The 26,313-nt window shown below is 68.1% G+C and carries 25 protein-coding genes; 16 read left to right on the top strand and 9 right to left on the bottom strand.

Annotated elements, in window-relative coordinates; translation table 11 throughout:
* Window positions 1-20 precede the first annotated feature (20 nt).
* A complete protein-coding gene (locus LR393_RS07270) occupies window positions 21-884 on the bottom strand; it encodes a GntR family transcriptional regulator (RefSeq protein WP_231482560.1) in 864 nt (287 codons plus the stop codon).
* 228 nt (window positions 885-1,112) lie between these two features.
* Between LR393_RS07270 and LR393_RS37310 the strand changes: the two genes are divergently transcribed.
* The 4 genes from LR393_RS37310 to LR393_RS07255 all read left to right on the top strand — a co-directional run bounded on the left by LR393_RS37310 (window position 1,113) and on the right by LR393_RS07255 (window position 5,017).
* Complete coding sequence (locus LR393_RS37310) at window positions 1,113-1,511, top strand: SCO3933 family regulatory protein (protein WP_456238318.1); 399 nt, start codon at window positions 1,113-1,115, stop codon at window positions 1,509-1,511.
* A complete protein-coding gene (locus tag LR393_RS07265; protein WP_231482558.1) occupies window positions 1,508-3,034 on the top strand; it encodes an FtsK/SpoIIIE domain-containing protein in 1,527 nt (508 codons plus the stop codon). Before LR393_RS37310 ends, LR393_RS07265 begins: the two co-directional genes overlap by 4 nt.
* Window positions 3,034-3,231, top strand: a complete 198-nt coding sequence (locus LR393_RS07260) for a hypothetical protein (protein WP_231482557.1) — start codon at window positions 3,034-3,036, stop codon at window positions 3,229-3,231. The genes LR393_RS07265 and LR393_RS07260 overlap by 1 nt, the downstream gene beginning before the upstream one ends.
* Window positions 3,232-3,550: 319 nt before the next feature.
* Window positions 3,551-5,017, top strand: coding sequence for a replication initiator (locus LR393_RS07255; RefSeq protein ID WP_231482554.1), 1,467 nt, complete (start codon window positions 3,551-3,553; stop codon window positions 5,015-5,017).
* 194 nt (window positions 5,018-5,211) lie between these two features.
* On the opposite strand, the gene LR393_RS07250 is transcribed toward LR393_RS07255, so the two are convergent.
* The 3 genes from LR393_RS07250 to LR393_RS07240 form a co-directional block, all read right to left on the bottom strand.
* Complete coding sequence (locus LR393_RS07250) at window positions 5,212-5,931, bottom strand: hypothetical protein (RefSeq protein WP_231482553.1); 720 nt, start codon at window positions 5,929-5,931, stop codon at window positions 5,212-5,214.
* A gap of 133 nt (window positions 5,932-6,064) precedes the next feature.
* Complete coding sequence (locus tag LR393_RS07245; RefSeq protein WP_231482552.1) at window positions 6,065-7,213, bottom strand: hypothetical protein; 1,149 nt, start codon at window positions 7,211-7,213, stop codon at window positions 6,065-6,067.
* 177 nt (window positions 7,214-7,390) lie between these two features.
* The gene (locus LR393_RS07240) at window positions 7,391-9,052 is read right to left on the bottom strand and encodes a recombinase family protein (RefSeq protein WP_231482551.1); all 1,662 of its coding nucleotides are present in this window, start codon (window positions 9,050-9,052) and stop codon (window positions 7,391-7,393) included.
* A gap of 53 nt (window positions 9,053-9,105) precedes the next feature.
* On the opposite strand from LR393_RS07240, the gene LR393_RS07235 reads away from it, so the two are divergent.
* The 3 genes from LR393_RS07235 to LR393_RS07225 all read left to right on the top strand — a co-directional run bounded on the left by LR393_RS07235 (window position 9,106) and on the right by LR393_RS07225 (window position 9,969).
* Window positions 9,106-9,261, top strand: coding sequence for a hypothetical protein (locus tag LR393_RS07235; RefSeq protein ID WP_231482549.1), 156 nt, complete (start codon window positions 9,106-9,108; stop codon window positions 9,259-9,261).
* 91 nt (window positions 9,262-9,352) lie between these two features.
* On the top strand, window positions 9,353-9,649 hold the full coding sequence (locus tag LR393_RS07230; RefSeq protein ID WP_231482547.1) for a hypothetical protein: 297 nt from the start codon (window positions 9,353-9,355) through the stop codon (window positions 9,647-9,649).
* The gene (locus LR393_RS07225) at window positions 9,646-9,969 is read left to right on the top strand and encodes a hypothetical protein (protein ID WP_231482546.1); all 324 of its coding nucleotides are present in this window, start codon (window positions 9,646-9,648) and stop codon (window positions 9,967-9,969) included. Before LR393_RS07230 ends, LR393_RS07225 begins: the two co-directional genes overlap by 4 nt.
* A gap of 186 nt (window positions 9,970-10,155) precedes the next feature.
* Here LR393_RS07225 and LR393_RS07220 read toward each other — a convergent pair whose 3' ends face one another.
* A complete protein-coding gene (locus LR393_RS07220; RefSeq protein ID WP_231482545.1) occupies window positions 10,156-12,048 on the bottom strand; it encodes a CASTOR/POLLUX-related putative ion channel in 1,893 nt (630 codons plus the stop codon).
* A gap of 113 nt (window positions 12,049-12,161) precedes the next feature.
* Between LR393_RS07220 and LR393_RS07215 the strand changes: the two genes are divergently transcribed.
* Complete coding sequence (locus tag LR393_RS07215) at window positions 12,162-13,007, top strand: DUF72 domain-containing protein (RefSeq protein WP_231482544.1); 846 nt, start codon at window positions 12,162-12,164, stop codon at window positions 13,005-13,007.
* Window positions 13,008-13,072: 65 nt separating this feature from the next.
* A complete protein-coding gene (locus LR393_RS07210; protein WP_231482543.1) occupies window positions 13,073-13,999 on the top strand; it encodes a hypothetical protein in 927 nt (308 codons plus the stop codon).
* A gap of 13 nt (window positions 14,000-14,012) precedes the next feature.
* Here LR393_RS07210 and manA read toward each other — a convergent pair whose 3' ends face one another.
* Both manA and LR393_RS07200 read right to left on the bottom strand, forming a co-directional pair.
* Complete coding sequence (manA, locus tag LR393_RS07205; RefSeq protein WP_231482542.1) at window positions 14,013-15,263, bottom strand: mannose-6-phosphate isomerase, class I; 1,251 nt, start codon at window positions 15,261-15,263, stop codon at window positions 14,013-14,015.
* A gap of 111 nt (window positions 15,264-15,374) precedes the next feature.
* Entirely contained in the window at window positions 15,375-16,184 is an 810-nt protein-coding gene (locus tag LR393_RS07200; protein WP_231482541.1) for an alpha/beta fold hydrolase, read from the bottom strand.
* A 111-nt stretch (window positions 16,185-16,295) separates the two neighbouring features.
* Here LR393_RS07200 and trpS point away from each other — a divergent pair, with 111 nt between their 5' ends.
* From trpS to LR393_RS07185, 3 genes are read left to right on the top strand one after another with little or no spacing between them, the layout of a single operon-like run.
* On the top strand, window positions 16,296-17,324 hold the full coding sequence (gene trpS / locus LR393_RS07195; RefSeq protein ID WP_407937295.1) for a tryptophan--tRNA ligase: 1,029 nt from the start codon (window positions 16,296-16,298) through the stop codon (window positions 17,322-17,324).
* A 41-nt stretch (window positions 17,325-17,365) separates the two neighbouring features.
* The gene (locus LR393_RS07190) at window positions 17,366-17,929 is read left to right on the top strand and encodes a 2'-5' RNA ligase family protein (RefSeq protein WP_231482539.1); all 564 of its coding nucleotides are present in this window, start codon (window positions 17,366-17,368) and stop codon (window positions 17,927-17,929) included.
* A 4-nt stretch (window positions 17,930-17,933) separates the two neighbouring features.
* Window positions 17,934-19,124 (top strand): YihY/virulence factor BrkB family protein, encoded by a 1,191-nt coding sequence (locus LR393_RS07185; RefSeq protein ID WP_231482537.1) that lies wholly within the window; start codon window positions 17,934-17,936, stop codon window positions 19,122-19,124.
* Window positions 19,125-19,172: 48 nt separating this feature from the next.
* Here LR393_RS07185 and LR393_RS07180 read toward each other — a convergent pair whose 3' ends face one another.
* The gene (locus LR393_RS07180; protein WP_231482536.1) at window positions 19,173-20,465 is read right to left on the bottom strand and encodes a D-alanyl-D-alanine carboxypeptidase family protein; all 1,293 of its coding nucleotides are present in this window, start codon (window positions 20,463-20,465) and stop codon (window positions 19,173-19,175) included.
* A gap of 162 nt (window positions 20,466-20,627) precedes the next feature.
* Window positions 20,628-21,890 (bottom strand): glycosyltransferase family 4 protein, encoded by a 1,263-nt coding sequence (locus LR393_RS07175; protein WP_231482534.1) that lies wholly within the window; start codon window positions 21,888-21,890, stop codon window positions 20,628-20,630.
* 170 nt (window positions 21,891-22,060) lie between these two features.
* Between LR393_RS07175 and LR393_RS07170 the strand changes: the two genes are divergently transcribed.
* The 4 genes from LR393_RS07170 (at window position 22,061) to LR393_RS07155 (ending at window position 26,255) form a co-directional block, all read left to right on the top strand.
* Complete coding sequence (locus LR393_RS07170) at window positions 22,061-23,188, top strand: mannose-1-phosphate guanylyltransferase (protein WP_231482533.1); 1,128 nt, start codon at window positions 22,061-22,063, stop codon at window positions 23,186-23,188.
* Window positions 23,189-23,228: 40 nt separating this feature from the next.
* A complete protein-coding gene (locus LR393_RS07165; RefSeq protein ID WP_231482529.1) occupies window positions 23,229-23,948 on the top strand; it encodes a methyltransferase domain-containing protein in 720 nt (239 codons plus the stop codon).
* On the top strand, window positions 23,945-25,012 hold the full coding sequence (locus LR393_RS07160) for a type III polyketide synthase (RefSeq protein ID WP_231482527.1): 1,068 nt from the start codon (window positions 23,945-23,947) through the stop codon (window positions 25,010-25,012). Before LR393_RS07165 ends, LR393_RS07160 begins: the two co-directional genes overlap by 4 nt.
* A gap of 64 nt (window positions 25,013-25,076) precedes the next feature.
* Complete coding sequence (locus LR393_RS07155; RefSeq protein WP_231482526.1) at window positions 25,077-26,255, top strand: amidohydrolase; 1,179 nt, start codon at window positions 25,077-25,079, stop codon at window positions 26,253-26,255.
* Window positions 26,256-26,313 lie beyond the last annotated feature (58 nt).

Here is a 26,313-nt window from a genome sequence, read left to right as displayed (position 1 = left end):
CATCCTGCCCTACTGATGGTTCAGATGGGACGGCCAATCAGAGTGACTCGGTCTGCTGGGATGCGTGTTTCCTCGACTAGTAGGGGCCGTGCGTCGCGGCCGTGGGTAATGCGGACGTGGACGATCAGGGGGATTCCCTGACGTATGTCGAGGGTCGCGACGTCGTCCGGTCTCGGCATCTCGGCGCGGGTGCGGTCGGTCCAGGTGAGCTCGTGTCCCTGGGCGGCGAATGCTTGGTAGAGGTCGGCTGGGAGGCGGAACGGGTCGTCGTCCAGGTGGAGATCGTCAACGACCGCGAACGGTAGCCAGGTGCGGTGCATGATCTGGACGCCGGTGGCGTGGATGAGCTGGCGCTCCAGCACGAAAACTGGCTCAGCGGCGGGGATAGCGAGCGCGTCAGCGTAGGTTCCGGCATCTGTGCGGTAGCACGACGGTGTTTCGACGTCGGCCCAGCCTTCGGCGTCCCAGGTCCGGTAGCGCGGGCCGTCCTGGTCTTCGGTGCGCGTGATGGACGGGTCAAGTTCGAGTCCGCTTCCCGGTGCCAGGGAGAGGCTTTCGCGGACGTGTGTGGCCCGGCCGTGCTCGGTGATGACGAGTCCGGCTGCCCTGAGCGCGGCGATGGCGTGGCGGACGGTGATCCGGGAGACTCCGAACTCGGCGATCATCGCGGTCTCACTGGGGATGGGCTGCCCAGGAGCTAGCTCGCCGCTCTCGATGCGCTCGCGGAGCGTCAAGGCGATTTGTTCGTAGCGGGGGAGCCTGGCTCGCAAAGCGCGGTTGGCCCGGTCGGGAGCGTTCTGGCCGGCGGCCTCGTTCCTGGATGCCTTGGGCGGTGGCGTCGGGGCGTCGGTGGTTTCGTCGTCGTACGCGGGCGGCTTGCCCATCGGCTGTGCCCCTTCCCCCTGTGCGATCTGCGGCTGTGCGCCTGATCGGCTTCGCTGTCTCAGCCCAGCCCTCGCGACTGTCCGGCTGTGTCCGGTGATATCCGGCAATGATCGGCTCATCTACTCGTCATCATAAGTAGTTGACTCCTCGCCGTCCACGGCGTCTACTGATCACTGCACTCGTCATAACGAGTTGATGAGTTGCTCTACGTGAGGTTGGTGGTCTGGATGAGGACGATTCCGGTAGACGTCTCAGCTTTCGAGGCGTGGTTGTGCGTGATGCTCCCCGAACCGCGGGTGGCGAACCTGGAAACGGGGGAGCTGCGCAAGGACCGGGAGACCGGTAAGACGATGTACCAGGTCGGGGTCTGCGCAATCCAGGGGCGTAACTCCTCGGTGATTCAGGTGACGGTGGTCGGGGAACCGGCGGGCCTGACCCTGGGTGCTCCGGTCCGCTTGGTCGATCTGGAGGCCACGCCGTGGGATCGGGACGGGCGCTCGGGGGTGGCTTGGCGCGCTTCGGCTTTGGCTCCTGTTCAGGCTCCGGCCGCTGGCCGGCCTACCGGTGGTCCGGCTGCTGGTCCGGGCGGGGGTCCGGGTGCTGGGGGCCGAGGTGATGCCCGATGAGGTCGCTCCTGAGGAAACTTGCCGTTGTGCTGGTGGTCGTCTGGCTGTTCGGCCGGATCACGAACCTCGTCTCGGGCGTGTTCGGCCCGGCGACCCCGGTGGCGTGGCTGGTCCTGCTGGTTGGGGCCGTCGTGGTGTGGCGGGTGTCGGTGCGGCTGCGGGAGGTTCGTCCGTGGTCGTGGTGGCCGGTGTTCGGGGCCCCGGTCGCGGTGTGGTGGATGCTACGGACCTGGTCGGCGGCGAGCGAGGAACTGGGGTTGTCGGTTCCGGCGGCTCGCTCAGGCCGGTTCGGCCTGATCAACGGCCCTAGTGGTGGGCTGGTCGTGCGGGGGACACCGTTGAAAGTCATTGCCCCGCGTCGGGTCGGTCTGCGCGTGCGGGAGAGCGGTCTGGAAGTGCGGGTACGCCTGGCGCCCGGGCAGACACCGGCTCAGTTCGAACGGGCGGCCGAAGGACTGGCGCACGCGTGGCGCATCCACCGGGTGCGGGTGGAGGTGCCGCGACCGGGATTGGTGACGCTGGTCGGCCTCGGGTTCGATCCGCTACGGCACCCGAAACCCCGCCACGCACAGGAGATCGCGGCTGTCGGTCACGACCCTGTGGAGCTTCCGTCCAGTGAGGAGGATGGTCGGGAACGGGTGGAGTACGGGTCCGAGGTGATGGCGCCTGTTCGTGCTGAGGCGACGCCGGCGGACTTGTCGGTGAGTGTGGGGATCCGGGAGGACAGCCATCCGTGGCTGTTGGACCTGACCCGCCGGCCTCACTACCTGGTGTGCGGGGCCACCCGGTCGGGGAAGTCCACGCTGACGGTCCGGATGCTGGCCGAACTGGCCCGGCGCCCGGTCGGCCTGGTCGGAATCGATGCCAAGAACGGCATGGAGCTTTCGCCGTTCGGGCCGCGGTTGTCGGCGCTGGCGGTCAACCGGGCCGAAGCAGCAGCGGCGATCGATGGATTGCTCGGGGTCCTGGAGCTGCGGACCATGACCTGCCGCGAGCACGGCGCCCGCTCGATCTGGGACCTCCCGTCCTCGGTGCGGCCCTGGCCGATCGTGGTCGTCGTCGATGAGGTCGCCGAACTCATGCTCGCCGCGGACAAGCCCGGCAAGGAGGAAGCGGCCCGCTGTATCCAGGGCCTGATCCGCCTCGGGCAACTCGGCGCCGCCCTCGGCATCCACCTGTGGGTGTCCGGGCAGCGGTTCGGGTCCGACCTGGGCCCCGGCGCCACCCTGCTGCGGGCCCAGCTCGCCGGGCGGGTCTGCCATCGGGTCGCGGACGCCGAAACCGCCGCGATGACTCTGGCCGGCCTCCCAGCGGAAGCCGTCCTGGAAGCGCAGAAGATCCCGGCCGACCTGGCTGGGGTGGCGGTGGCTGGGGATGACTCCGGGGCGTGGCACCTGGTCCGCAGTGATCCGATGGACATCACTGAAGCGGCTGCGCTGGCCTCGCAGTACGCGCGTCTGTGCCTGGATCTGCCCGAGGTGGAGGCCGCGGTGCACCGGGTCCGGTTGGGAGGTGGCTGGTAATGGACCTACCCACCCTCGGCGTCCTCGTGTTCGGCGCCGTCCTCTGGGCCGTCTGGCGGGCCGGAGAGTTGCGCGGGTTTCAGGTCTTGGCCGGTGCCCTGGTCGGGTTCTTCCTCGCCAGCTCGACCCTCGCCCCCTCGATCTCCGAAGGCATACAGAACATCTTCGACTGGATCAGCACCTGGAGCATCACGTGAACCACTCCTCGCGCCCGACCTCGTCCATACGGGGATTCGCGGACGTTGACTGCCCGGCATGCCGAGGCATCGGCGAAACCTCTGTCCCGAGCTGGGACCGCTCCTGCAAGAGCGACACCGGCCGGAACCTGCGATGCCGCCGCTGCCGGGGAACCGGACTGCTCTAGGCGCTCGAACTAGCTACCACGAAATCAAACTCAGGAGGACATCGTGACCACTGTCAGCGCTGCGGGCCGGTCCGTCCGATGCCAGCAATCCGCCTCGGACGGGCCGGGCACCCCGGCAACACTCATGAACCAGCAAACGGCAGGTAGGTGGGATGGCGAAAAAGACTGCAAGGAAACAGAACAGCAAGAGTAGGCAATCCGGAAGGCAACTGACGCTCGGCCTGGGGCTGGCCCCGGAACTGGCCGAGTTGATCGAGCAAGTCAACCGCCCCGATCACCGGGCCTGGCTCGACCAGGTCCAGCGCATCGGCGGCTGCTCTCACCCCCTGCACATGCGCGGCTCCACCCGGATCATCGACCAGACCACCGGCCGCGTCGACCGGGAGTTCAGCAGCCGCGACGCCCCAAACGGCGTCATCCTCGTCCGCTGCCGCAACCGCCGCGCGGCCGTCTGCCCCTCCTGCGCCCGGATCTACCAGGGCGACCTGTTCCAGCTGGTCAAAGCCGGTCTCGCTGGCGGTAAGGGCGTCCCCGAATCCGTCGCCGCCCATCCCCGGGTCTTCGTAACCCTCACCGCCCCCTCCTTCGGCGCCGTCCACACCTCCCGGCCCGCCGGCGGCACCCGCATCAGGCGAGGCGATCACCGCAACGGACGGGGGGTGTGCAATCCCCGGCGAGGCCCGGACTGCGAACACGGGCGCTCGATCTCGTGCTTTGTCCGCCATGCCGAGAGCGATCCGCACGTAGGATCCCCGCTGTGCGGGGAGTGCTACGACTACCGGGCTGCGGTCGTCTGGCAAGCAAACGTCGGACGCCTGTGGGAACGCTTCTGCATCTACCTGCCCCGTCATCTCGCCCGGCACGGCGCTGTCCCTGTGGCCCTGGTCCGCGAGGCCGTTCGGTTGTCCTACGTGAAGGTGATCGAGTTCCAGCGGCGCGGCCTGGTCCATCTCCACGCAGTCATCCGCCTCGACGGACGCACCGAAAACCCTGAAGACCTGACACCCGCGCCGGGCTGGGCCACGGCACCCGTGCTGAAGGAAGCCGTGCATTCGGCGGCCAACGCGGTGAGGATCGTGCAAGAGGCTGGCGCTGATGAGTCCTGGTCCATGCGGTGGGGCATACAGGTGGACGTGCGCGACATCGGCGAACACCTCGACCGCGGCGAAAGCATCGCCAAAGTCGCTGCCTACGTGGCCAAATACGCTTCCAAGGGCAGCGAGGACACCGGCTGGAACCCCGAAACCTGGGGAGAAACACCGCGCGGTCGCCACGCTGCGACGATGATCCACACCGCGTGGGCTCTGGCCGAGCTGCCCGGGCTGGATGACCTGAAGCTGCGCAAGTGGGGCAAGGAACTCGGCTACCGAGGACATGTCTCCTCCAAGTCGCGCCGGTACTCCACCACGTTGGGCCAGTTGCGCGCGGCACGGAGCGCATACCAGCAGCAGTCGTCAGTCGACTCGGATCAGCCGGTCGCCTCAGATGTCCTCGTCAGATCGTCCTGGCAACTCGTCGGCCACGGGTACAACAGAGGCCAAGCGCTTCTTGCCGCTGGGGTGGCACAGGACGCAGCGAGTAACCGTCAAGCGGCCCGAGCCGATGGGCGCCGTGTCTGACGAACCTGAAGCCGGACGTAGGGCCGACCCGTGGCCAATGCTGCGGGATAGTGTTGTGGCAAAGGAAGAAGCTTGGGACGCTTTCGCCCTAGTTATGGTGGGGGAATCTGTGCGGCTATTTCGGGCAGGACGCCTGAGAAAATCAGCCAAACCCAATTATGACATTTGAGCAATCTGTTGCTATCCGATTACGACTAGGCAAGGAGATCATGCATCTTCCTGTCTAGGGTTACCGTGGCGAGATCCAGCACGTGAACATTGTCCTGGAATAGCTCAAAGCCCAAACGGCTCCAGTATGCGCTGAGGCGGGCATAGGACGTGTCTCGGTCCTCGTCCTGTGCGCCAGGCTTCATCGGGTATAGCGCGGCGACGCCCCCACTACTCTTGCAAAGGTGCTGAAGAAGCAGACCTGTTCCAATCAAACCAAATGATAGGCCCCGAAATGGTTCATCGATCTGCACCGTGTTGACGATCAAAAGATTCTGGCCGACGCCGTCTACTATCCTCAGAAGTTCCGCGGCCAGTTCTCCGCTTCCAATGTCGAGTATTGCCCCGCCAATATGGGCAAGATCGCCCGAGCGAGCGTCGAGCGCTTCGAACAACGAACGCTCGTATATGTCGGCCACTATCAAATTAGCCGAGCCGACTCTGGCGGTGACGTAGCCGTCCGCATCCGCTGCGTCTCGCGACAGCTCACCCAGAATCTGAGCGTCGCCGTCCGGCGCCTCTTTAGCCTCGGGTCGGAACCATGACACAGAGAAGCTGACTGAGTATTCTGTGGCACCTGGAGGCCATGGGTCCTTTTCTGGACGATAAAGATCGAACTCCGAAGTCACTGTCAAACTCGTCGCGAGTCTGCGCTGGTAGTCCAGAGAAAGGTTTCGAACCGATGGAAGCGCATCTTCTTCACCCATGCCGGGAGGATACCTTCCGTTTTGCGGCGGCGATAAGTTCGGCGCTCACCCGAGCCGCAGCATCCCCTCCCTGCGACTCTAGTTCCGCATTTATGTGTTGGTGCCTGGCGTCTGTTCGCACAGCTTCACCACGTCAGGCCTCAGCATTTAGCGCAATGTCAGCGTTCAATTTGTCGAGATCCGATCGTTTGAAGGGCTCATCCCTTAACGTGATGTCCGTTCCACTTGGCGGCCAAATTCTCTGCCAGGGACTCTTCGGTGATACCTGAGAGAAATCGTTCGATGGACGATTAGCGCTAATCGCCATTAGGGCAATGCCATTACCAAGTCCGATATGGGTGCGTCCCCACTGTCCCATCAACTGCATGGTTTCGGGAAGATAGCCGTGCAGTACGTCGTGGCGTAATAGGACATCGCTTGGATCTGCCCATCGTGCAGCCCAAACCGTCGACCATCGAGAAGGTCTGCCTGACATCACGTCACGAATCTGCGCCTTTTGTAACTGAGCGCTGCCCGCGTCATCCTGCTCGTAGCAGGTTGCCGTTTTCATTGTCCAGTGAGCAATGGTCTCTTGATCTTCCTGGGAGATGAGGCGCGTCTTATCGTTGATCAAGGGGGTAAGTATTGGAATGGCTCTTTCCTCCATATTGGACATCCAGCCAATGTTGCATGGCTTGCATATCTTCACCGTCACATAAAGCGGGTGCAGGGCTTTTCCGGCCAGTTTGCGGGGTGGTGGTATCAGCACTGCACTACCAGCTGGAGCTAAGAACGGAGGGTCCATGGTCCATCGCCATCTGCCTGATCCATCGGCTGCCCGATTATCCTTGATGGATTTTACCTTCCTCAGCCATTTTCCCAGCACATGTTCGCGACTGTCATTCGCTCCCGTAATGCGCGACCCGCAAAACGCGCAATTGCTGGCGGTCCGTGACCCGCGTAGAGGTTCACGAGAGTCAAATGAAAATTCGGGAAATATTTCGACGGGGCGAATCAGCGTACGTCCGTCGCCTAATTTTTCTTTTGAAAATTCAGCTGTCGTCGTAGGAGCACCGCATTGCGGGCAAGGCGCCGATTGTGCGAGCGTGGAAAAATCTCCATCCCCCACCACAGCGATGAAGGGGGAGGGTTGGCTCCACCAAAGGTCGCAAACTAGACATCTGAAGCTCGCTCGAGATTGTCCCGGATCAAATGGGAAATCCTCGGCAGGGCCGACGGTGACTTGGGCGGACTTCTGTCCCGCTCGCTGTCTCAATGCTCGGATCCGCGCACCTTTTCCCATGAGGAATAATCATGGCCCCCCGTCGCATCTCACGCCAAGCCAATTGCGAGGACGTCGCTACGTGCGCAAGGGCAGGGTGCCGATGGTTGCCGACGGTCGGATGGGGGTGTGCCAGAAAGGTAACCGATGTGCCTGTTAGAAATTTTGGGTGACGACCGGTGATTTGGGCAGTAGTTACTATTTACGGCGAGCGTTCCACTCGCGCATGTAGGTCGCTGTGCATCGTCGGCACCGAGGCTTCATCTTTCGTTGAGCACCGTAGACGGTGAACTGGTCGCGCGGCTTCCACTTCTGGCACTTTAGGCATGTACGTCCTTGGGCGAAGTTCAAGTCGGGTGCCTCCGCGCGCGGAATCTTCTTCTCGCCTTCCCAAAGGGCCCGTACGATCATTCGGGGTCGAGAACGGAACGGGTAAACGTAGATGCCGTCCACCACGTGCTCCAGAGCGGTGCTCACGGTCGCGGCGTCTGCCTCGTCCCAACTCTGAAGCAACTGCTCAAAGCTTCCGGTAGGATTGGCGACGATATTGCCCTGGCGACGAAGGTCGGCGAGCGTCAGCTTCAAGCGCTCGACCTCTTTCTTGATCAGACGCATCTCTTTGGCCACATCGGTCACCTCGAAGGCACCGGTGGAGACGGCACGGACCAGATTTTCTCGGCGACGCTCTTCGGCCAGAAGCTGGGCTTGCAAGGCTTCGTGGTTGGCGCCGGCCTGCTGACTCTTCAGACGCTCCGCTACAAGCGCATCGAACGATTCGCCGTACGCGCTGGCGAGCGAGCGCAGCCAATCCTTCACGAAGTCGGTGGCCTCTGCGTTGTCGATGCTGACATGGACCGGACACTGCGTTCCGCCCTTCGTAAGCTGTGAGCTGCAGACCCACCGGGTGCGTTCGGTCCGGTACAGCATGCGCTTGCCACAACCAGCGCATCGCAGATGTCCGCTGAGGTGTTGGCGGGGATTTCGTGACCGTAAGGGTTTGGTGGACTGGATACGTCGCCGCTCCTGGTAGGCGAGCCAGAGATCTTCCGAGATGATCGGGTCCCAACTGCCTGACAAGTACGCCGGACGTTCATCGGGGCTGATCCCAAGCTCTTCCATCCGCTCGTCGGAGAAGAAGCTTTCCGGCTTGTTCAGCAAGATGAGGCCAGCGGCAAAACCGCTGTCCAGGTAGTTCCGGAGAGCGCTCTCGGACATGAGATTGCCCAATAGGCTGAGCACGCCCTGGTCTCGCAGGTAGAGCACAAGCGCGTGAAGCGACTTGCCGTCGCGGTACATCTCGTAGCACTTACGGAAGGTCGGCCCGGTGACCGGATCGATCGTGTAGCTCTTGGCGGGCTTGTCGTAGATATAGCCCATCCTCGGACCGCAGTGCGGCGGCAGACCCCTGGCAATCATCGCTCGCCGGGCGTCGCGCCAAGATTCCCCGATCTGGTCGGACTGGAACTCGGCGATGGCGAGCATCTGGGTCACGCTGAACCGGCCGGCGGGAGTGCTGGCATCGATGGGCTCGGTGGCAGATTCGAGGCGGCCACCTACCTGTTTCAGTTCCGCGATGCAGCGCAGTGACTCGACCAGGTTCCGGCCCCACCGCGACCACCGCCAGACGACAACCGTGTTCGCTTCGCCGTCGCGAATCCGGTCGATCAGCGGCTGGATCTTCCGCTTGGTGAACGTCCGCCCGGATAGGTCGAGGTCCATCACCGGCTGCCCGACGACCTCGTAACCCTCGCGTCGGCAGTGTGAAAGGCATTGCTCGATCTGCACTTCCGGCGAAATCGACTCTTCCTTGTGCGTCGACTGCCGGACGTAGATCAGAGCCTTACGCGGTGCTCGAACCATGCGACCACCCCCAATGTCCGATTCTAATACATTGGGTAGGTTAACGACGGTCTTTGGACACGGGCGCCGGCTGGCGTATCGACTACGCCGTTGCCAGTCCTGGGCTGGCCGCTGCCGCCACTGCCGCCGAGGTGGACCTGGCGCCTTCGTACGCCGAGCGGTGGAGCGACCATTCTCCGGTGATCGTGGACCTGGAGCTCAGCTTCTGACCCCGCCGTCCTGCGGCTTTGCAGCATTGCTGTTTTGCTGCTGGCGAGGTATCCTCATCGGGATGGCTGACTAGGTGTAGGAGGGGTGGACGTGACGGACGCTCTGTTTCATGGATTTATTGCCCTCCAGTCACGAGGCTTGTTCGCTCTGCCCGGTGAGCTTCGGCGTCGGTACGGGCTGGACAAGCCCGGTGCCCAAGTAGAGATCACGGAGCGCCCGGACGGTGTCCTGGAGGTGCGCCCGCAGGCGGCCGTCCCCGCAACCCAGGCTTGGTTCTGGGCAGAGGAGTGGCAGCAGCGCGAGCGCGAGGCCACGGCTGATCTCCAAGGAGGCCGGTTTACCGACCATGACAGCGCTGACGCGTTTCTCACCGACCTCGACTCGTGAAGTTCCGAACCCTTGACAGCTTCAAGTCGGACTACAAGAAGCTGAAGCCCGAGCACAAGGACGCCTTTCGGAAGGTTGTCCTGGACAAGTTCGCCCCTGCCTGCGACGACTGGGCGTCGGCGCAGGCGGCACGCAGGTCCTACGTATGGCCGGCCTCACTGCGAGTGGACGAGATGCGAAGAGTTCCAGGCATCATGGAGATGACCTGGAGTTTTGCGTCGCCCGACGGACGCGCAACCTTCCAGTTCCTTTTCCAGGGTGATGAGTGGTTCTGCGTCTGGCGACGCATTGGTAATCACGGCGTCTATGCCAAGCCATGATCCAGCGGCACAACGCCGCGCAGAGCAAAGAGAACGGGATGCCGAACGACGTGCGGCGTTGCGCGCAAAGGAAGCCGAGCGCAAGGCGGCCTTAAAAGAGAAAGAGTTGTAACGAGCCGCCCAGATGAAGGTACGTGAGGTCGAACGGCGTGCGGTTCAAAGAGAACGAGATGCGGAACGCCGGGTTCAGCTCTCCGCCAGCACGATCACCCGGTCCTCACCGCCCAGGGTGACGAGGGAGCGCTTGTCCGGGTTCAGGACGATGCCGAAGCCGGACGGGTCGTGGGCGTTGCGAGCCAGCTGGTATCCGATGGCGACCTGGCCCTGGTTCAGGGCGGCGGCGCAGACCACGGCGAACTCGACCTCGGTGGGAACGATGTAGGCGGCGGCCGGCTTCAGGTAGATCTCATAGCCCTCGGCGGTGAAGAGTTCCTCGAAGACGTCGAGCAGGGAAGGGGTCTCGGAGACCTGGGCGACCATGAGCGAGACCAGCATGTTGCTGACGATGAAGTCGTCGGGCTCGCCGACCGCGGCCAGGTTGCGGCTCTGGATGTCGAGGATCTCGCTGGTGACGCGCAGGCCGCCGGTCCGGCGGCCGATGTCGCGCAGGTGCAGCAGGCACACCGTGGTGCGGGCGTCGGCCATCTCCTGGTTACGGCCCTGGCTCTCGGAGAGGATCAGGATGTGGTCGAAACCGCTGACGCCCAGCGACTCCAGCAGGCCGCGGTCGGTGACGTCACCGGTCTGGGCGGTGACCTTCATGTTCTGGAAGTCGCCGGTGATCAGGGACTGGGGATCGCCCTCGCCCACGATCCAGGTCTCGCTGCCGTCGGGGGCGTAGGAGTCCAGCTCGTGCAGCACCACCGGTAGCCGGGGGCTGCATCCGAGGATGAGGGTGCGCTCCGGGCGGGCCGCCGGCTGCGGCGCGAGGTCGGGGCGGACCGGAACCGGGGGTTCGGTGGCCCCGTCCAGCACGATCCGGTCGTCGTCCTCACTGATGACGACGGACTCATCGCCCGGCTCGAAGCGGCGGTCCGGGGGCGGGGGCAGGAGGATCTGCCCGGCAGCGGTGCGCACGCCGATCAGGTTGGAGGTTCCGAGGGCGAAAACTGCTTCCCGGAAAGTCTTCCCGGTCAGCTGGGGCTGCGCGACGACGTAGATCTCGACACCGGCGAAGTCGAGCAGTTCGCTGTACACGGCGGCCAGACCGGGCTGCCGGCCGGACTGTACGAGCAGCCGGCTGATCAGCGTTCCGGCCTGGACCAGGGCCACCCGGTCACCCGCGACCATCCGTGCGACCGGGGCCGTGCGCAGGTCCTGGATCTCCGCGACGATGTGCCCCGGCTGGTCGTTCTCCCGCTTGGTGATCGCCAGCAGCGTCTTCAGTACCCGGGTGTCGGCCTCGCTCTCGCTGACGAGCGATCCGTCCGGGTGATAGTCGGGGGAGATCACGATCACGGAGCGGGACCGGCCCAGCGCGAGGAGGCCGAGGTCGCCGAACGACATCGGGCTGCCGCTGCGGGTGACGATCCGCAGCTTGGAACCGCCCATGGCCTCGGCGATCTCGGTGTCCATCTCGACCTTGTCACGGTCGGCGAGAATCACCACGCAGGCGTCGCGGCGGTTCCGGTTGGCCTCGGCGAGCTCGTCCAGGAGGGAGAAGATCTTGCGGTCCCAGCCCAGGATCACGGTGTGGCGCTGCTCCACGACCGCGCTCCGGCCGCGCCGCAGCGACTCCATCCGGTCGCCGAATCCCTGGGTCAGCACACCGATCAGGGCCGACACCACGAGGATCCCGCCGATCGTGAGGATCAGCATGATGGTCAGGAAGACCCAGCCCTCGCCGTCCCCGCCGATCATCCCCGGGTCCATCGCGTGCATCAGCGACAGCCAGATGACCCGGCCGAGGGAGTCTTCCTTCCCGCTGTCGTCGGGCGGCCGGACTTGGAGGACGGCGGTGGCCAGGGTGGCCACGGCGACCAGCACGACGGTGAAGGCCGCCAGCAGCAGGATCTGGCTCCAGGCCCCACGGGCCATGATGTTGTCGAACCGATAACGCAGCCGGGCCTTCAGTGACATGAACCGGAAGGTACTGATTGTTGCCCGGAATAGCTACATCGGAGAGAACCTGCCATTTTGGCCGTTGACCTGGTCCGATGGCAGGTATCCGGTGAATAGTGGAGGTTCTGGACATGCAAAGGCTTCACGTCGGGTGCGCGATGTGGACGCACAAGGCCTGGTCGGGCCGGGTCACGCCGCGGGGCGCCGGCGCCCAGGAGCGGCTGCGGTTCTACGCCAACTGGTGCAACGCGGTGGAGGGCAACACCACCTTCTACGCCACGCCGACCCGCGAGACCGTGGAAACCTGGGCGCGGCAGACCGATCCGGACTTCCGGTTCGTGCTGAAGCTGCCGAAGGTGATCACCCACGAGCGCCGGTTCGTCGGGGTGGACGAGGAACTGCGGCAGTTTCTGCACGTGGTCGAGCCGCTCGGGCCCCGGATCCAGGCCCTCTGGATCCAGTTGCCGGGAACCTTCGCGCCCACCGACGTCCCCACGCTCGAAGGTCTTCTGCGAAAGCTCCCGCCGGAGAATCGTTATGCCGTCGAGGTGCGGCACCCTCAGTTCTTCAGCGACCCCGGCGAACTGGAGCGGGTGTGCGAGCGGACCGGTACCGAATGGGTGCCGTTCGACACCACGGCCTTCTTTGCCTCGCCGCCCTCGAGTGACGCGGAACGTGAGGCCTGGGAGCGTAAACCGCGTCTGCCGCGGCGCGACCGGGCCCTGACCGAACGGCCGGTGATCCGGTACCTCGGCCGGGACGACGAGGCCCGCACGGTCGCGGGCTGGCAGCACTGGGTGGAGGTGATGGCCACCTGGCTGCGCGAGGGCCGCTCCCCGACCTTCTTCCTGCACACCCCCGACAACGTCGACGCGCCCGCCCTGGCCCGCCGCTTCCACGACGAGGTGCGGGCCCGGGTGCCCGGCCTGGAACCCCTGCCCACACCGGAGCCGGTCGAACCCGCGACGCTGTTCTGAACGTCCGAAAGAGCGAATAGCCGCACCGCGCTCAGGTGCCGGAACGGCCGACCGATCAATCAGTCGTGAGTCCTGGACCCAGCCTGCCGCCCCAGGCCCGACATGAGGCGGCCGCCCGTCTCGTGGGTCTGGGGCTTTATCGTGAGGCGCAGAGCCTGCTGAATGCCGACGAACCGGACGATGCGGCGGCGGGCATGCTGGCCTCGATTCTCGCGGGCGATCCGCGCGCGGGCGCGAAGTTCCTGGGCCGGCGGATGATGGCGTCGCAGGCGCGGCCCGGTGAGACCGAGCTGGTGCGCGGTTGCATCGCGATGGTGTCCGGGCGGGCCGAGGGGCTGCAGACGGCCCGGCTGGGGCTTCGGCGCCTGGAGGAGCCGGGCACCGACGACTGGACCATGTTCGCCGTGTCGGCGGCCCCGCACGACCTTCCCGCCGCCGCCGAAGCCGCGTCCCACATCACCACCGTGCCCAACGCGGCCGTGCTGGCGGTGCTTGCCGCGGCCCGGGCCGCGCAGGGGGACGCGCACGGGGCACACCGGCTGCTCGACGCGGCGGCCTGGAACGGGGTCGGTGACGACCCCCGGCACCGCACGGCCGACCTGCTGAAGAGTCACGGGCACGAGAGCGCCGGGCAGGAACTGGACGCGGCGCACTGGCACCGGCGCTCGCTCGGTGAGTCGTGGGCCCGCCGGCTGGAGACCTGGCGCCGCCGCCGCACCGAGCGTGACCTGCGTTGCCGGTGCGCGACGACCCCGGAGTTCGTGGGGGAGAGCACGCGCTACTACGTGAACTGGCACCTCGAGCTGCTGGAGCACATCGAGGGCGACGAGAGTGACGGCTCCCCGTCGTGGCGCGTGCTGTTCTGCCCGCGCAGCGGCGTGCGGTATCTGGACCGCGCGTCCATCCCGGCGTCGGTGCGGATCGGCGTCTTCACCGAATCACTGCCGATGATGGACGAGGAACCGCCCCGGGCGGTCGGGGGTCAGTTCTAGAGGTTCCCGGGTCTCAGAGGGAGCGACCGGGGGCGGCCCGGAAGATCTCACCCTCACCGCTCAGGGTGAGGGGACCGGCGGTGGCGGTGACGAAGGCGGACTGGCCGCTCTCCAGCGGCACCGAGATGCCCGCGGCGGTGACCGTGACCGAGCCCTTGGTGCAGAGCACGATCTGCGGGCCGCTGATCGAGGCGTCGGCGGTCACGGCGCTGCCGGTCACGACGACCCGGCTGAGCTGGAAGTCCTGGACCGGCGGGCGCCAGGCGACCTCGTCGTCCGAGAGCTGGGAGAGGTTGCTGTCACCGGAGGCCAGCGGGCGGCTGTCGATGACGTGGAGCAGCTCCGGGACGTTGATCTCCTTGCTGGTCAGACCGCAGCGCAGCACGTTGTCCGAACCGGCCATGATCTCCACGCCGAGACCGCTGAGGTAGGCGTGCGGCACCCCGGCGTCGACGAACACGGTCTGGCCGGGAACCATCCGCACCAGGTCCAGCAGCAGCGGCGCCAGCACCATCGGGTCGGCCGGGTGCAGGCCGATCAGGCGGTCGAGCCAGCCGAACACCTCGGGGTAGTCGGGGCTGCCCTCGGCGGTGAGCCGGCTGCTGCCGGAGGCGACCTCGGCGACCAGGGCGGCCCGGTCCTCGATCGGCCAGGTGATCAGCAGCTCCAGGGCGGAGTGCAGGCGGGCGGCCTCGTCCGGCCCGGGCTCGCCGAGCACCTCGATCAGCGGCTGGAGACGGGGCGCGCGCAGGCGACTGAGCAGCATCGCGACCTGGGCCGGCGGGCGGAAGCCGAAGAGGGCCTCGATCGGCTCGAGCGCGTAGAGCATCTCGGGCTTGTGGAACGGGTCGACGTAGATCGAGTCGGGGCCCGTCGTGTACTTCTCCTGGGCGCGCTGCCTGGTCGGATGCACCTGCACCGACAGCGGGCGGGCGATCGCCAGGATCTTGAACAGGTAGGGCAGGCGGGCGCCGAAGCGGGCCTGCACGTCGCGGCCCAGCACCTGCTCACCGAAGCGCTCGATGGCCTCGGGCAGCGACAGCTCGCGCCCGTCGGGCAGCACCAGCACGGAGGGCGCGGACGGGTGCGTGCCCATCCACAGCTCGGCCTCCGGGCCGCCGCTGGGGGTGCGGCTCTGCAGCAGGGCCAGCGCCGAGGTGGAGCCCCAGTCGTAGTCGCGCACGGCGTTACGCATAGCGGTGACCGCCGGAACCGCGGTCAGGTACTGCTCGTTCGCCGAAGGTTCAGCGGTCCAGGCCGTCATGACGCGCAGCCTACCTGGCCGGATGCCCGGTTCCGGCCGAGAAGGGCGTCCTGGCCGAATGTTCGGGCCGACGTCACCCGGTCAGAGGACGGACGGCGACTGGCCGGTGGCTCAGCTGATGCTCGGCTCCGCGTCCGCGGCCAGGGTCAGCAGGTCGTCGGCGATCCGGCCGGGGTCGGCGGTGAGCATGCGCGCGCCGACGCCGTAGTACCAGCTCACCCGGGCCCGGGGCAGGCCGCCGAGAGCCTCCGCGATGCCGGTGCGGGTGGCCGTACCGCCGCCGTCGGGGTCCGATACGCCGTCGGGCGGCACGACCGGGCAGAGCACCACGGGCACCCCGATGAGCGGGTACCAGGCGCGGGGTTCACCGAGGAAGACGGAGTGGGCGATCGAGCGCCGCCGGGCCAGCAGGGGATCACCATCGTCCTGAGGGCTGTCCGGATTCGTGCTCGCCCAGAACTCCTCGAAGGTCGGGTAGCGCCACGCCGGGCGGGTCCAGCCGCCGTCGATCAGGCAGAGCCCGGTGATGCCGTCGCGGCGGGCGGCCAGCGAGAGGGCCACGTTGGCGCCCCAGCCGTGCCCGGCCACGATCGGCGAACGTGCACCGGTGTAGCCGAGCTGGTCGAGCAGGGTGGAGAGGTCGTCGGCGCTGGTGTCGGTGTCGTAACCGGTCGCCGGGGTTTCGGACCGGCCGTGACCGCGCAGGTCGACGGCGGCGATCTCGTGACCGGCCTCGACCAGTCGCCCGGCCACCTGACCCCACACCGTGGAGTCGGCCGACTCGCTGTGCACCAGCAGGAACGGCCGCAGCGGGGCCTCGATCCGGGACACGGCCAGCGCCGGCCCGTCGATCAGCTGCACCGTCTGGACCTCGCCCTGTTCGACCGGCATATCCACCCCCGCCTTCGTCTCCGCGTGCATCAGCCGAATCTGACTCGACGACCGTAGATGATCGCGCGCCGGTCTGCCCGGCGAGGCCCGGTGGCCCGTAGCCGGTAGCCCGGTGCCCCCTGGCCGATGGAAGGTGCCAGAATGAGGGCCATGCCTGAAACCGGTCCCGCGCGACCCCGGCTGCTTTCCGGTATGCAGCCGACGTCCGACTCCCTGCACCTGGGTAACTACATCGGCGCGCTGGCGAACTGGGTCGAGCTGCAGGAGCAGTTCGAGGCCTTCTTCTTCGTCGCCGACCTGCACTCGATCACCGTCGACTACGACCCCGCGGCCCTGCGCCGGCGCTCTCACCGCTACATCGCGCAGTACCTGGCCGCGGGCATCGACCCGGCGAAGTCGGTGCTGTTCGTGCAGAGCCACATCCCGGAGCACCCGCGCCTGTCCTGGGTGCTGGAGTCGATCACCGGGTTCGGCGAGGCCGGCCGGATGACCCAGTTCAAGGACAAGTCGAGCAAGGAGGGTTCCGACCGGGCGACCGTCGGGCTCTTCACCTACCCGATCCTGCAGGCCGCCGACATCCTGATCTACCGGCCGAAGGTCGTGCCGGTCGGGGAGGACCAGCGCCAGCACCTCGAGCTCACCCGCGACCTGGCCCAGCGCTTCAACAAGCGCTTCGGCAAGACGTTCCCGGTGCCCGAGGCCCACATCGTGAAGGCCACGGCGAAGATCCTCGACCTGCAGAACCCGGACAAGAAGATGAGCGGCAGCATCGGCGGCCCCGGCTGCCTGTGGCTGCTCGACGACCCGAAGGTCTCGGCCAAGAAGATCCGCTCGGCGGTCACCGACACCGGTCGCGAGATCGTCTTCGACCCGGAGAACAAGCCCGGGGTGTCGAACCTGCTCACCATCGCGTCGGTGCTGAGCAAGACCCCGATCGAGACGCTGGTGGAGAAGTTCGCGGGGGCGGGCTACGGCGACCTGAAGAAGGAGGTCGCGGCCGCGTACGAGGAGTTCGCCGGGCCGATCGCGGAGAAGGCCAACGCGCTGATCGCCGATCCGGGCACGCTCGACGACATTCTCGCCGACGGGGCGGCGAGGGCTCAGGAGACGACCGCACGGGTGCTCGCCGAGGTCTACGACCGGGTCGGGTTCCTGCCTCCGAAGCGGTGATCGGGATGACGGGGGGAACCCACCGGGAACCACCGGCAACCATGAGCATGGCTCTGGTGCGGCCGGTCTCCGAAGACGTGGTCACCATCGGGGTGGTGCTCGACATCCCGCAGCCGCAGGCCGACTTCCTGCGGCAGAGCCGGGCCGACTTCGGCGACCCGCTGGCGGCGGAGATCCCGCCGCACATCACGCTGCTGCCACCGACCCAGGTGCCCGCCGGCGACGACCAGGCGATCCAGGATCACCTGCGCGCCGTCGCGGCGGTCACCACCCGGTTCAGCATCACGCTGTCCGGCACCGGGTCGTTCCGGCCGATCTCACCGGTCGTCTTCGTGAAGCTGGAAGACGGCGCCGAGCACTGCGCCGACCTGCAACGGCTGATCCGCACCGGTCCGCTCAAGCGGGCCTTACCGTTCGACTACCACCCGCACGTCACGGTGGCCCACCACCTCGACGACCCGGCGATGGACCGGGCCGAGTCCGAGCTGGCCGATTACCGTTCGACGTTCGACGTCGCCGGGCTCAACTTCTACGAGCACGGGCGCGACGGGCTGTGGCAGTTGCGGCGTCGGTTCGGCTTCAAGGGCGATCTGCTGGACACTTAGTCCCGTGAGCGAGACGACAGTGGGGAAGAGGTCGGCCGGCCTGCTCGAGCGGGCCAAGGGTTCGGTGCCGTGGCGGGCCTGGCAGCGGTACGGCAATGCCCGCGGCGGTGTGCTCGCGGGCGGCATGGCCTACGCGGCGTTCTTCTCGATCTTCCCGGCCCTGGCCGTCGGCTTCACCGTGTTCGGGCTGATCGTCGGCGACGACAAGCCGATGCAGCGCCGGGTGGTCGACGCGGTGAACGACGGCGTCGGCACCGTGGTCATCAGCCCGGTGGGCGGCAGCGGCGGCATCGTCTCGATCGACACGCTGACCAGCTCCAGCCAGCTCACCATCGCCGGCATCATCGGTCTGGTCGGTTTCCTCTTCACCGGCCTGGGCTGGCTCGACGCCATGCGCGAGGGCATCCGGGCGATGTTCGGCCAGCTCAAGCTGGAGCGGAACTTCGTCATCTCGAAGGCCCGCGACCTGGGCGTGCTGGCCAGCCTCGGCGTGATGATGCTGGTCTCCGCGGTGGCGGGCATCTTCGTCAGCGCCTCCACCGGCGTGCTGCTCGGCTGGCTCGGTGTGGACGAGGGGTCTGCCATCGGCCGGGTGGTGCTCGGCATCGTCGGCACCCTGCTCGTGCTGGGCGTCGACACCCTGATCTTCATGCTGCTGTTCCGCCTGCTCTCCGGCGTGAAGCTGCCCAACCACGACCTGTGGGACGCCGCGCTGTTCGGCGGTATCGGCCTGGGTGTGCTGAAGCTGCTGTCCGGCGTGCTGCTGAAGGGGGCCACGAACAACAAGTTCCTGGCCACCGCCGGCGTCGCCCTGATCCTGCTGGTCTGGCTGAACCTGGTCTGCCGCCTCACGCTGGTCGCGGCCGCCTGGGGTGCCACGATCGCGATCGACCGTGGGCACCTCGCCGACACCGTCCCCACCCCGGAGGCGACGCTCACCGTGACCCGCACACGGGCCGGTACCGCCACGTCCACGGGCCCCGCGGCGTCCACCAACCCGGCCGCGGCCGGCCGGCGCACCGCGACCCCGATGCCTCCGGCGCAGTACTCACCGGTCGTGAGTCCTCGTGCGGCCGACCGGGTCTCGGTCGCGGCCGGGGCCGTTCTGGGTGCCGCCGGCCTGGTCGCCGCCCGCTCCGCGGTGGGCGCGGTGAAGTCGGTCGGCAGTGTTCTGCGCCGCCACGACGACGACTGACACCCAAAACATCATGGTGGACGTCGACGTCCACCATGATGTTTTGGTTCAGTAGAGGTGCCGGGAGTCGCGCTGCCGGCGACGCACCTGACGGGCGCGGGAGCGCCGGCTGTTCACGAGGACGGGGCGCAGACCGAAGGCCGCCGCCACGAGCAGCAGGGCGAGGGTGAGCACGAGCGGCCAGAAGCGGGTCATGTGCTGGGTGGTGCTGACCGTGTTGGCGGCCGGCAGAGCCGCCTTGAGCTGGTCGGACCCGGCGCCGTTGATCATGCCGTCCACCGCGCCGGAGTCGGGTGAACTGGTCGCCTGCGCCGCCGAGACGTCGATGCCGGGGCCCGTCATCGCGCTCAGCTCACCGGGTTCCACGAGCCGACCGACCGGGTTGGCCTTCTGGCCGTAGGTGAAGGCCCACTTCAGCAGGTCACCGCTGGGGGTGAAGACCGAGCCGTCGGACCGCAGGACCACCGCGATGTAGTGGTGGCCCTGGTGCGCCGCCGCGGCGACGTTCGTGCTCCCGGCCTTGGTGGTGTAGCCGTTCTTGACGCCCATCACCCCGGGCAGGTAGCCGAGCAGCCGGTTGTGGTTCTGGATCTGGTAGTGCTTCCGCTTGGCGCTCAGCGACTTTCCCTTGTTCGGGAAGGCGTACGCCGGGGTCACCATGATCTTGGCCAGCGTCTCGTTCTGCAGCGCGGCGGCTCCGGCCAGCGCCAGGTCGTAGGCGCTGCTCACCTGGCCCTTGGTATCCAGGCCGCTGGTGTTGCGCACGACCGTGTCGAAGGCCCCGAGCGAGGTCGCCTCGGCCTGGATCTGCGTGACCGCCGCCGCCTGACCACCGATCAGATTGCTCAGGGCGTTGGCGGTGTCGTTCCCGCTGGCCATCAGCAGGCCGTGGAACAGGTCGTCCACCGTGTACTTCGAGCCCTTGACGATGCCGACGCGAGTGCCCTCGATCGCCTCGTCCTCCTCGCGGCCCGTGTAGACCTGATCGAGCTCGAGCTGGGGCTCGATGGTCAGCGAGGTGAAGAGCTTCAGGGTGGAGGCCGGGCGCAGCGGCACGTGCACGTTCTTCGCGGCCAGGATCTCCCGGCTGTCCAGGTCGGCGACCAGCCAGGCGGCGGCCTTGACCTTCGGCGGCGCCTTGACCCCGTCCGGCAGGTCGGTCAGCGTCTTGGTGCTGATCAGGTCTTCACCGCCGACCCAGGAGACCGCTTGAGGCAGGACGAAGTCGTCCTTCTTGTCCTGGGTGGGAGCCGCCTGGGCCGTGCCGGCCGCACTCAGGGTGAGAGCGGCGGCAGCAGTGACAGCGGTGACGATCCGGAGCACGCGGTGAGAACTGGACATCGTGTTTCGAGCGTACCTGTCGCTCCCGGGGCACTCACAAGGAACGGATGACGCCCGGGGCACGCCGTCACGGTGCCCGGGCGACGTGCCGCCGGGCCTGGCCCGATCGGGTCGACGCGCGTCAAGCCGTCTCCAAGAAGGGGATTGGCGTCGGGGGGAAGGTCAGGAAGCGGCTACGGCCCGCACCCGCAGCACGCTGCGGTAGTGCTCGATCAGCTCGTCGCCCAGCAGGTCCCAGGTGTTGAGCTGCACGCCGACCCGGCCGGCGGCGCCCATCCAGCGGCGCTGTTCGGGGTCGGTGGCCAGGGCCCGGACGCAGTTTCGCAGGTCCGCGTCGTCCTCGGGAGCGTAGAGCAGGCCGTTGGTACCCGGGGTGACCAGGTCGAGCGGTCCGCCGGCGGCCGGGGCCACCACGGGCACGCCGCTGGCCATGGCCTCCTGGAGGGTCTGCCCGAAGGTCTCGGAGGTACCGGTGTGCACGAACACGTCGAGCGCGGCGAAGGTGTCGGCCAGGTCTTCGCCGTCCTGCCAGCCCAGGAAGGTGGCTCCCGGCAGGCTGCGCTCCAGGGTCTTGCGGTGCGGGCCGTCGCCGGCGATCACCAGGCGCACGTTCTCCATCCCGTTGAGCGCGGCCAGGCGCTGCACCCGCTTCTCCGTGGCCAGGCGGCCGACGTAGCCGACCAGCACCTCGCCGTTCGGGGCGAGCCGCTGCCGCAGTTCCCGCACGGCCGGGGTCTCGCGACGGCCGGGGCGGAACCGGTCGCTGTCCACACCGCGCTGCCACAGGGCCAGGCGCGGCACCGCGTGGGCGCGTAGTTCGTCCATCGCCGAGCTCGAGGGCGCCAGCGTGAGGTCGGCCTGCGTGTGGATGCGCCGCACCCAGCGCCAGGCCGTGCTCGCCAGCGCGCCCAGGCGGTGACGCCCGGCGAAGGCCGGCACGTCGGTCTGGAAGACGGCCACCGTCGGCACCCCGAGCTGTCCGGCCGCGGTCACTCCGACGGCGCCCAGGACGAAGGGGGAGGCGAGGTGCACGATGTCCGGGCGGAACGCCGAGAGCGTGCGCAGCACCCTGGAGCTGGGTATGCCGACGGGGAACTGCCGGTAACTGAAGGAAGGCACCGAGACCACCGGGAACCCGGCGAAGGCCTGGGGGGCCGGGCCGGGGCAGATCACGACGGCCTCGTGACCGTGGGCCCGCAGATGCTCCAGCACCCGGCAGACGCTGTTCGTGACGCCGTTACCGGTGGGCAGGAACGACTCGGCGACGATCGCGACCCGCAGGGGCCGGTCCGACGGGCCGGGTACGGGGAGTTCGCTCACGGATGAGGCGAAGGAAGGGACCAGCGGCCTGACCTCGGCCGGGGACAGGCTCTGACGCAACAGGCCCAGCTCGGCGCCGGACCCCACCACAGACACTCGCTGCATGGGCCACAGCGTGGGCCGACCGGGTGAGCGTCAGGGAAGCGGCGGTGGTGTCGCAGGTGAACAGCGACCGGCGAGGGGTTGGCTGGCTACCGGGTGAGGTCTGGCTCATCCGGGGTCTATTCCGCTGAGTTCGGTACAGGGAGGTTGCCCGGGGCCCTACGGTGGGGCGGGTGACTGAGCTAGCACCTGAATCGTCTGCTGCCCTGCCCGGGTTCTGGGCCATCGTGCCTGCTGGTGGGGCCGGCACCCGGTTGTGGCCGCTGTCCCGCCAGGCCCGGCCCAAGTTCCTGCTCGACCTCACCGGCTCGGGCCGCACCCTGTTGCAGCAGACCTGGGACCGGCTCGTACCGCTCGCCGGGGCGGGTGGGGTCGCCGTGGTCACCGGTACCGCGCACGCCGAGGCGGTCATCGAGCAGCTGCCCGGCCTGCTCGCGGCCAACCTGCTGACCGAGCCGACGCCGCGTGACTCCGCCGCCGCGATCTGCCTCGCCGCTGCCGTCATCGTGCAGCGTGACCCCGACGCCGTGGTCGGTTCGTTCGCGGCCGACCACGTGATCCGCAACGCCCCTGGCTTCGAGGCCGCGGTGGCCGACGCGGTGGCCGCCGCCCGGCACGGCGAGATCGTCACCCTGGGCATCGAGCCCGACCACGCGTCCACCGCGTTCGGCTACATCAAGGTCGGCGAGGCCCTCGGCCTGGAGGGCGCGTCGTCGGCCCACCGGGTGGAGCGGTTCGTCGAGAAGCCCGACGCCGACACCGCCGCCCTCTACCTCGAGGAGGGCGGGTACCGCTGGAACGCGGGCATGTTCGTGGCCCGCGCCGACGTGCTGCTGGCCGAGCTGGAGCGCAACCGCCCGGAGCTGTACGCGGGCGTGCGCCGCATCGCCGCGGTCTGGGACACCGACGAGCGCCAGGCCGTGGTCGACGAGCTCTGGCCGCAGCTGGAGAAGGTCGCGATCGACTACGCCATCGCCGAGCCCGCGGCCGAGGCCGGCCGGGTCGCCGTGGTGCCCGCCGCCCTGGGCTGGGACGACATCGGCGACTGGGCCTCGCTGGCCGCCCTGCTGCCGGGCGACGCCGCGCTCAAGGTCGTGGGCGACGCCGCCCAGGTGCTCGACGTGGACTCCTCCGGCATCGCGGTGCCGGCCGGGGAACGGCTCGTCGCGGTGCTGGGCCTGAAAGACGTCGTGGTCATCGACACCCCCTCCGCCGTGCTCGTCACCACGCGCGAATGGGCGCAGGACGTCAAGAAGGTCGTCGAGACCCTGACCCAACTCGGGCGGCACGACCTGCGCTGATATGAGCTAATACGGGAGTTGGCCAACTCCTGGGAGCGACATGTCGTCACGCAGGGCCCGCAACGATCCGGCGCAGTACGACGACCTCACCGACGAGTGGTGGCGTCCGCACGGAAGGTTCGCGGCCCTGCACTGGCTGGCGCGCTCCCGGGCCGGCCTGATCCCCGACCCGCCCCGCGAGGGCGCGCCCCTGCTCGACATCGCCTGCGGGGCCGGGCTGCTGCAACCGCACCTCACCGGCCGGCTGTCGGGCTGGGCGCACACCGGCATCGACCTGTCGTTGCTGTCGCTGCGCCAGGCCCGGGTGCGCGGGGTACGGGTCCTGGCCGCGGACGCCACCCGGCTGCCGTTCGCCGACCACACGTTCGAGTGCGTGGTGGCCGGTGAGGTGCTCGAGCACCTCACCGACCTGCCGGCCGCCGTGGCCGAGATCAGCCGCGTGCTGGCACCCGGCGGCACACTCGTCGTCGACACCCTGAACGACACCCTCCTGTGCCGGGTCGCCCTGGTGCGCATCGCCGAGCGCCTGCCCGGGGGCCCGCCGCCCGGCATCCACGACCCGGACCTGCTGGTCCCGCCCGAGCGGCTCGGCGAACTGCTGGCCCGGCACGGTGTGCGACTGCGACCACCGACCGGTCTGCGCCCGGCGGTGGGGGAGTACCTCGCCTGGCTGACCCGCCGCCGCGACGACGTGACCATGCTGCCGACCCGTTCGGTGGCCACGGTCTACCAGGCGACCGCGATCAAGGAGTCCGTGTGAGAGGCCTTCTGGGGCACCGCGCCGTGATCACCGGCCAGAGCCAGGCAGTTCCGCAGCCGATCGCGCAGAACGAATTGTGGGACGACGTCTTCTCACCTCGGTTGGGTGGCAACCGGGTCGCCCGGCAGATCTTCCTGCGGGCCGGCATCACCACCCGGCACGCGGCCGTCGACCCCCGCGAGACCGACGTCAGCGGCTGGAGCACCGGTGACCGGATGCGCCGCTACGTCACCGAGGGCCAGGCCCTCGGGAGTGCCGCCGCCGCGGCCGCGCTCGCCGAGGCAAGGCTGGACCCGTCCCAAATCGGGCTCTTCGTCGTGGTTTCCTGCACCGGCTACGCCACCCCCGGGCTGGACATCCGGATCGCCGAGCAACTGGGCCTGGGCTTGGACACCCGCCGGCTGCTGGTGGGCCACATGGGGTGTTACGCAGCCGTACCCGGGCTCCAGGCCGCGGCCGACTTCGTGCGGGCCCAGGGCCTGCCCGCGCTGCTGCTGTGCGTCGAACTGCCGACCCTGCACATGCAGAAGTCCGACGACCCCTCCGACCTCCAGACCGTGGTGTCGCACGCGCTGTTCGCCGATGCCGCGGCCGCCCTGGTGATCGAGCCCGACGCCCCGGTCGGCCTGGAACTGCTGCACACCACCGCCGTCACGATCCCCGGCACCGAGGAACTGATGACCTGGGACGTCACCGCCCACGGTTTCCGGATGGGCCTGTCGCCCCAGGTTCCGGACGTGCTGGCCGGTCAGGTGGAGGACGCCATGACCGGTCTGGTCTCCGGATTCGGCCACACGGTGGACGAGGTGGCCGGGTGGGCCGTCCATCCCGGCGGGCGCCGGATCGTCGATGTCGTCGCCGAACGGTTACGGCTCGGCGACGATCAGGTCGCCGAAAGCCGGGCCGTTCTGGACGAGTACGGCAACTGCTCCTCGCCCACCGTGCTGATGGTGCTGGGCGCGATCCGGCGACAGCGCCTGCTCAGAGCCGGGGAGCCGCTCGTGGCCATGTCTTTCGGGCCGGGGCTGACTTTGTGCAGCGCACTGCTGAGAACGGTTTGTTAAATACTTGTTGGTCAACCATTCGGGTGCCGGGGATCACACCACGCAGGTCTATGCTCGCCTGATCGTGAACATTCCCGAGGTTGCTTCCCTGGTAGCGGCGTACGCCGACGAGCTGATCGACGTCCGGCGTGACATCCATGCGCATCCGGAACTCGGATTTCAGGAGTTCCGCACTACCGGGCTGGTGTTCGACCGGCTGGCGAAGGCCGGCCTCGAACCCCGGCGGCTGCACAGCGGCACCGGCCTCTGGTGCGACATCGGCACCGGCCGGCGCACCGTTGTACTGCGCGCCGACCTCGACGCGCTGCCGATGATCGACAGCTGCGGGCGCCCCTGGGCGTCCACCCACGAGGGCGCCACCCACGCCTGCGGCCACGACGTGCACACCACCGGTCTGCTCGGGGCCGCGCTGGCGCTCGCCGACCTGCACGAGCGCACGCCGCTGCCCGGCCGGGTGCGGCTGATCTTCCAGCCCGCCGAGGAGAAGATGCCCGGCGGCGCCCTGAAGGTGCTCGGCGAGGGGCTTCTCGACGACGTGACCCGGGCCTACGGCCTGCACTGCGACCCGCACACCGACGTCGGCCACATCGGCTCCCGGGTCGGCGCGATCACCGCGGCCGCCGACCACGTCAGCGTCACCCTCACCGGTCACGGCGGGCACACGTCCCGCCCGCACCTCACCGAAGACGTGATCTTCGCGCTCGCCGCGGTCGTCACCGGGGTTCCCGCCGCCCTCTCCCGCCGGCTCGACCCGCGGTCCGGGGCGAGCATGGTCTGGGGCCGCATCAACGCGGGCGTGGCGATGAACGCGATCCCCAGCGCCGGTGAGGTGGCCGGCACGTTCCGCTGCCTGGACAGCCAGGTCTGGACCGTCGCCAGCGCGGTCATCACCGAGACCATCCACTCGATCGTTCAGCCCTACGGGGTCAAGGCCGAGGTCAGCTACCAGCGCGGGGTGCCGCCCACGGTCAACGACGCCGAGGCCGTGGCGATCGCCGAGGCCAGCATCAAGGCCGAGCTGGGGGCCGAGGCGCTCCAGCTGACCCCGCAGAGCCTGGGTGGAGAAGACTTCGCCTGGATCCTGGAGAAGGTGCCCGGCGCGATGGTCCGGCTCGGCACCCGCACGCCGGGCGGCACGACCTTCGACCTCCACCGGCCCGACTTCGACGTGGACGAACGGGCGGTCACGATCGCCGCGACCTTCCTGGCCGCGACCGCGGTGCGGGATTTGTTCGGAGCGTAGGTCCGCGAGGGCAATCAATGCGAGCTTGCCCCTCCTGACCAGGTTCGATCTGATATTG

This window comes from Kineosporia mesophila (assembly GCF_021129235.1).
GTDB lineage: Bacteria > Actinomycetota > Actinomycetes > Actinomycetales > Kineosporiaceae > Kineosporia > Kineosporia mesophila.
The sequence above is the reverse complement of the archived record's forward strand: the minus strand, read 5'-3'. Positions and strand labels throughout refer to the sequence as shown.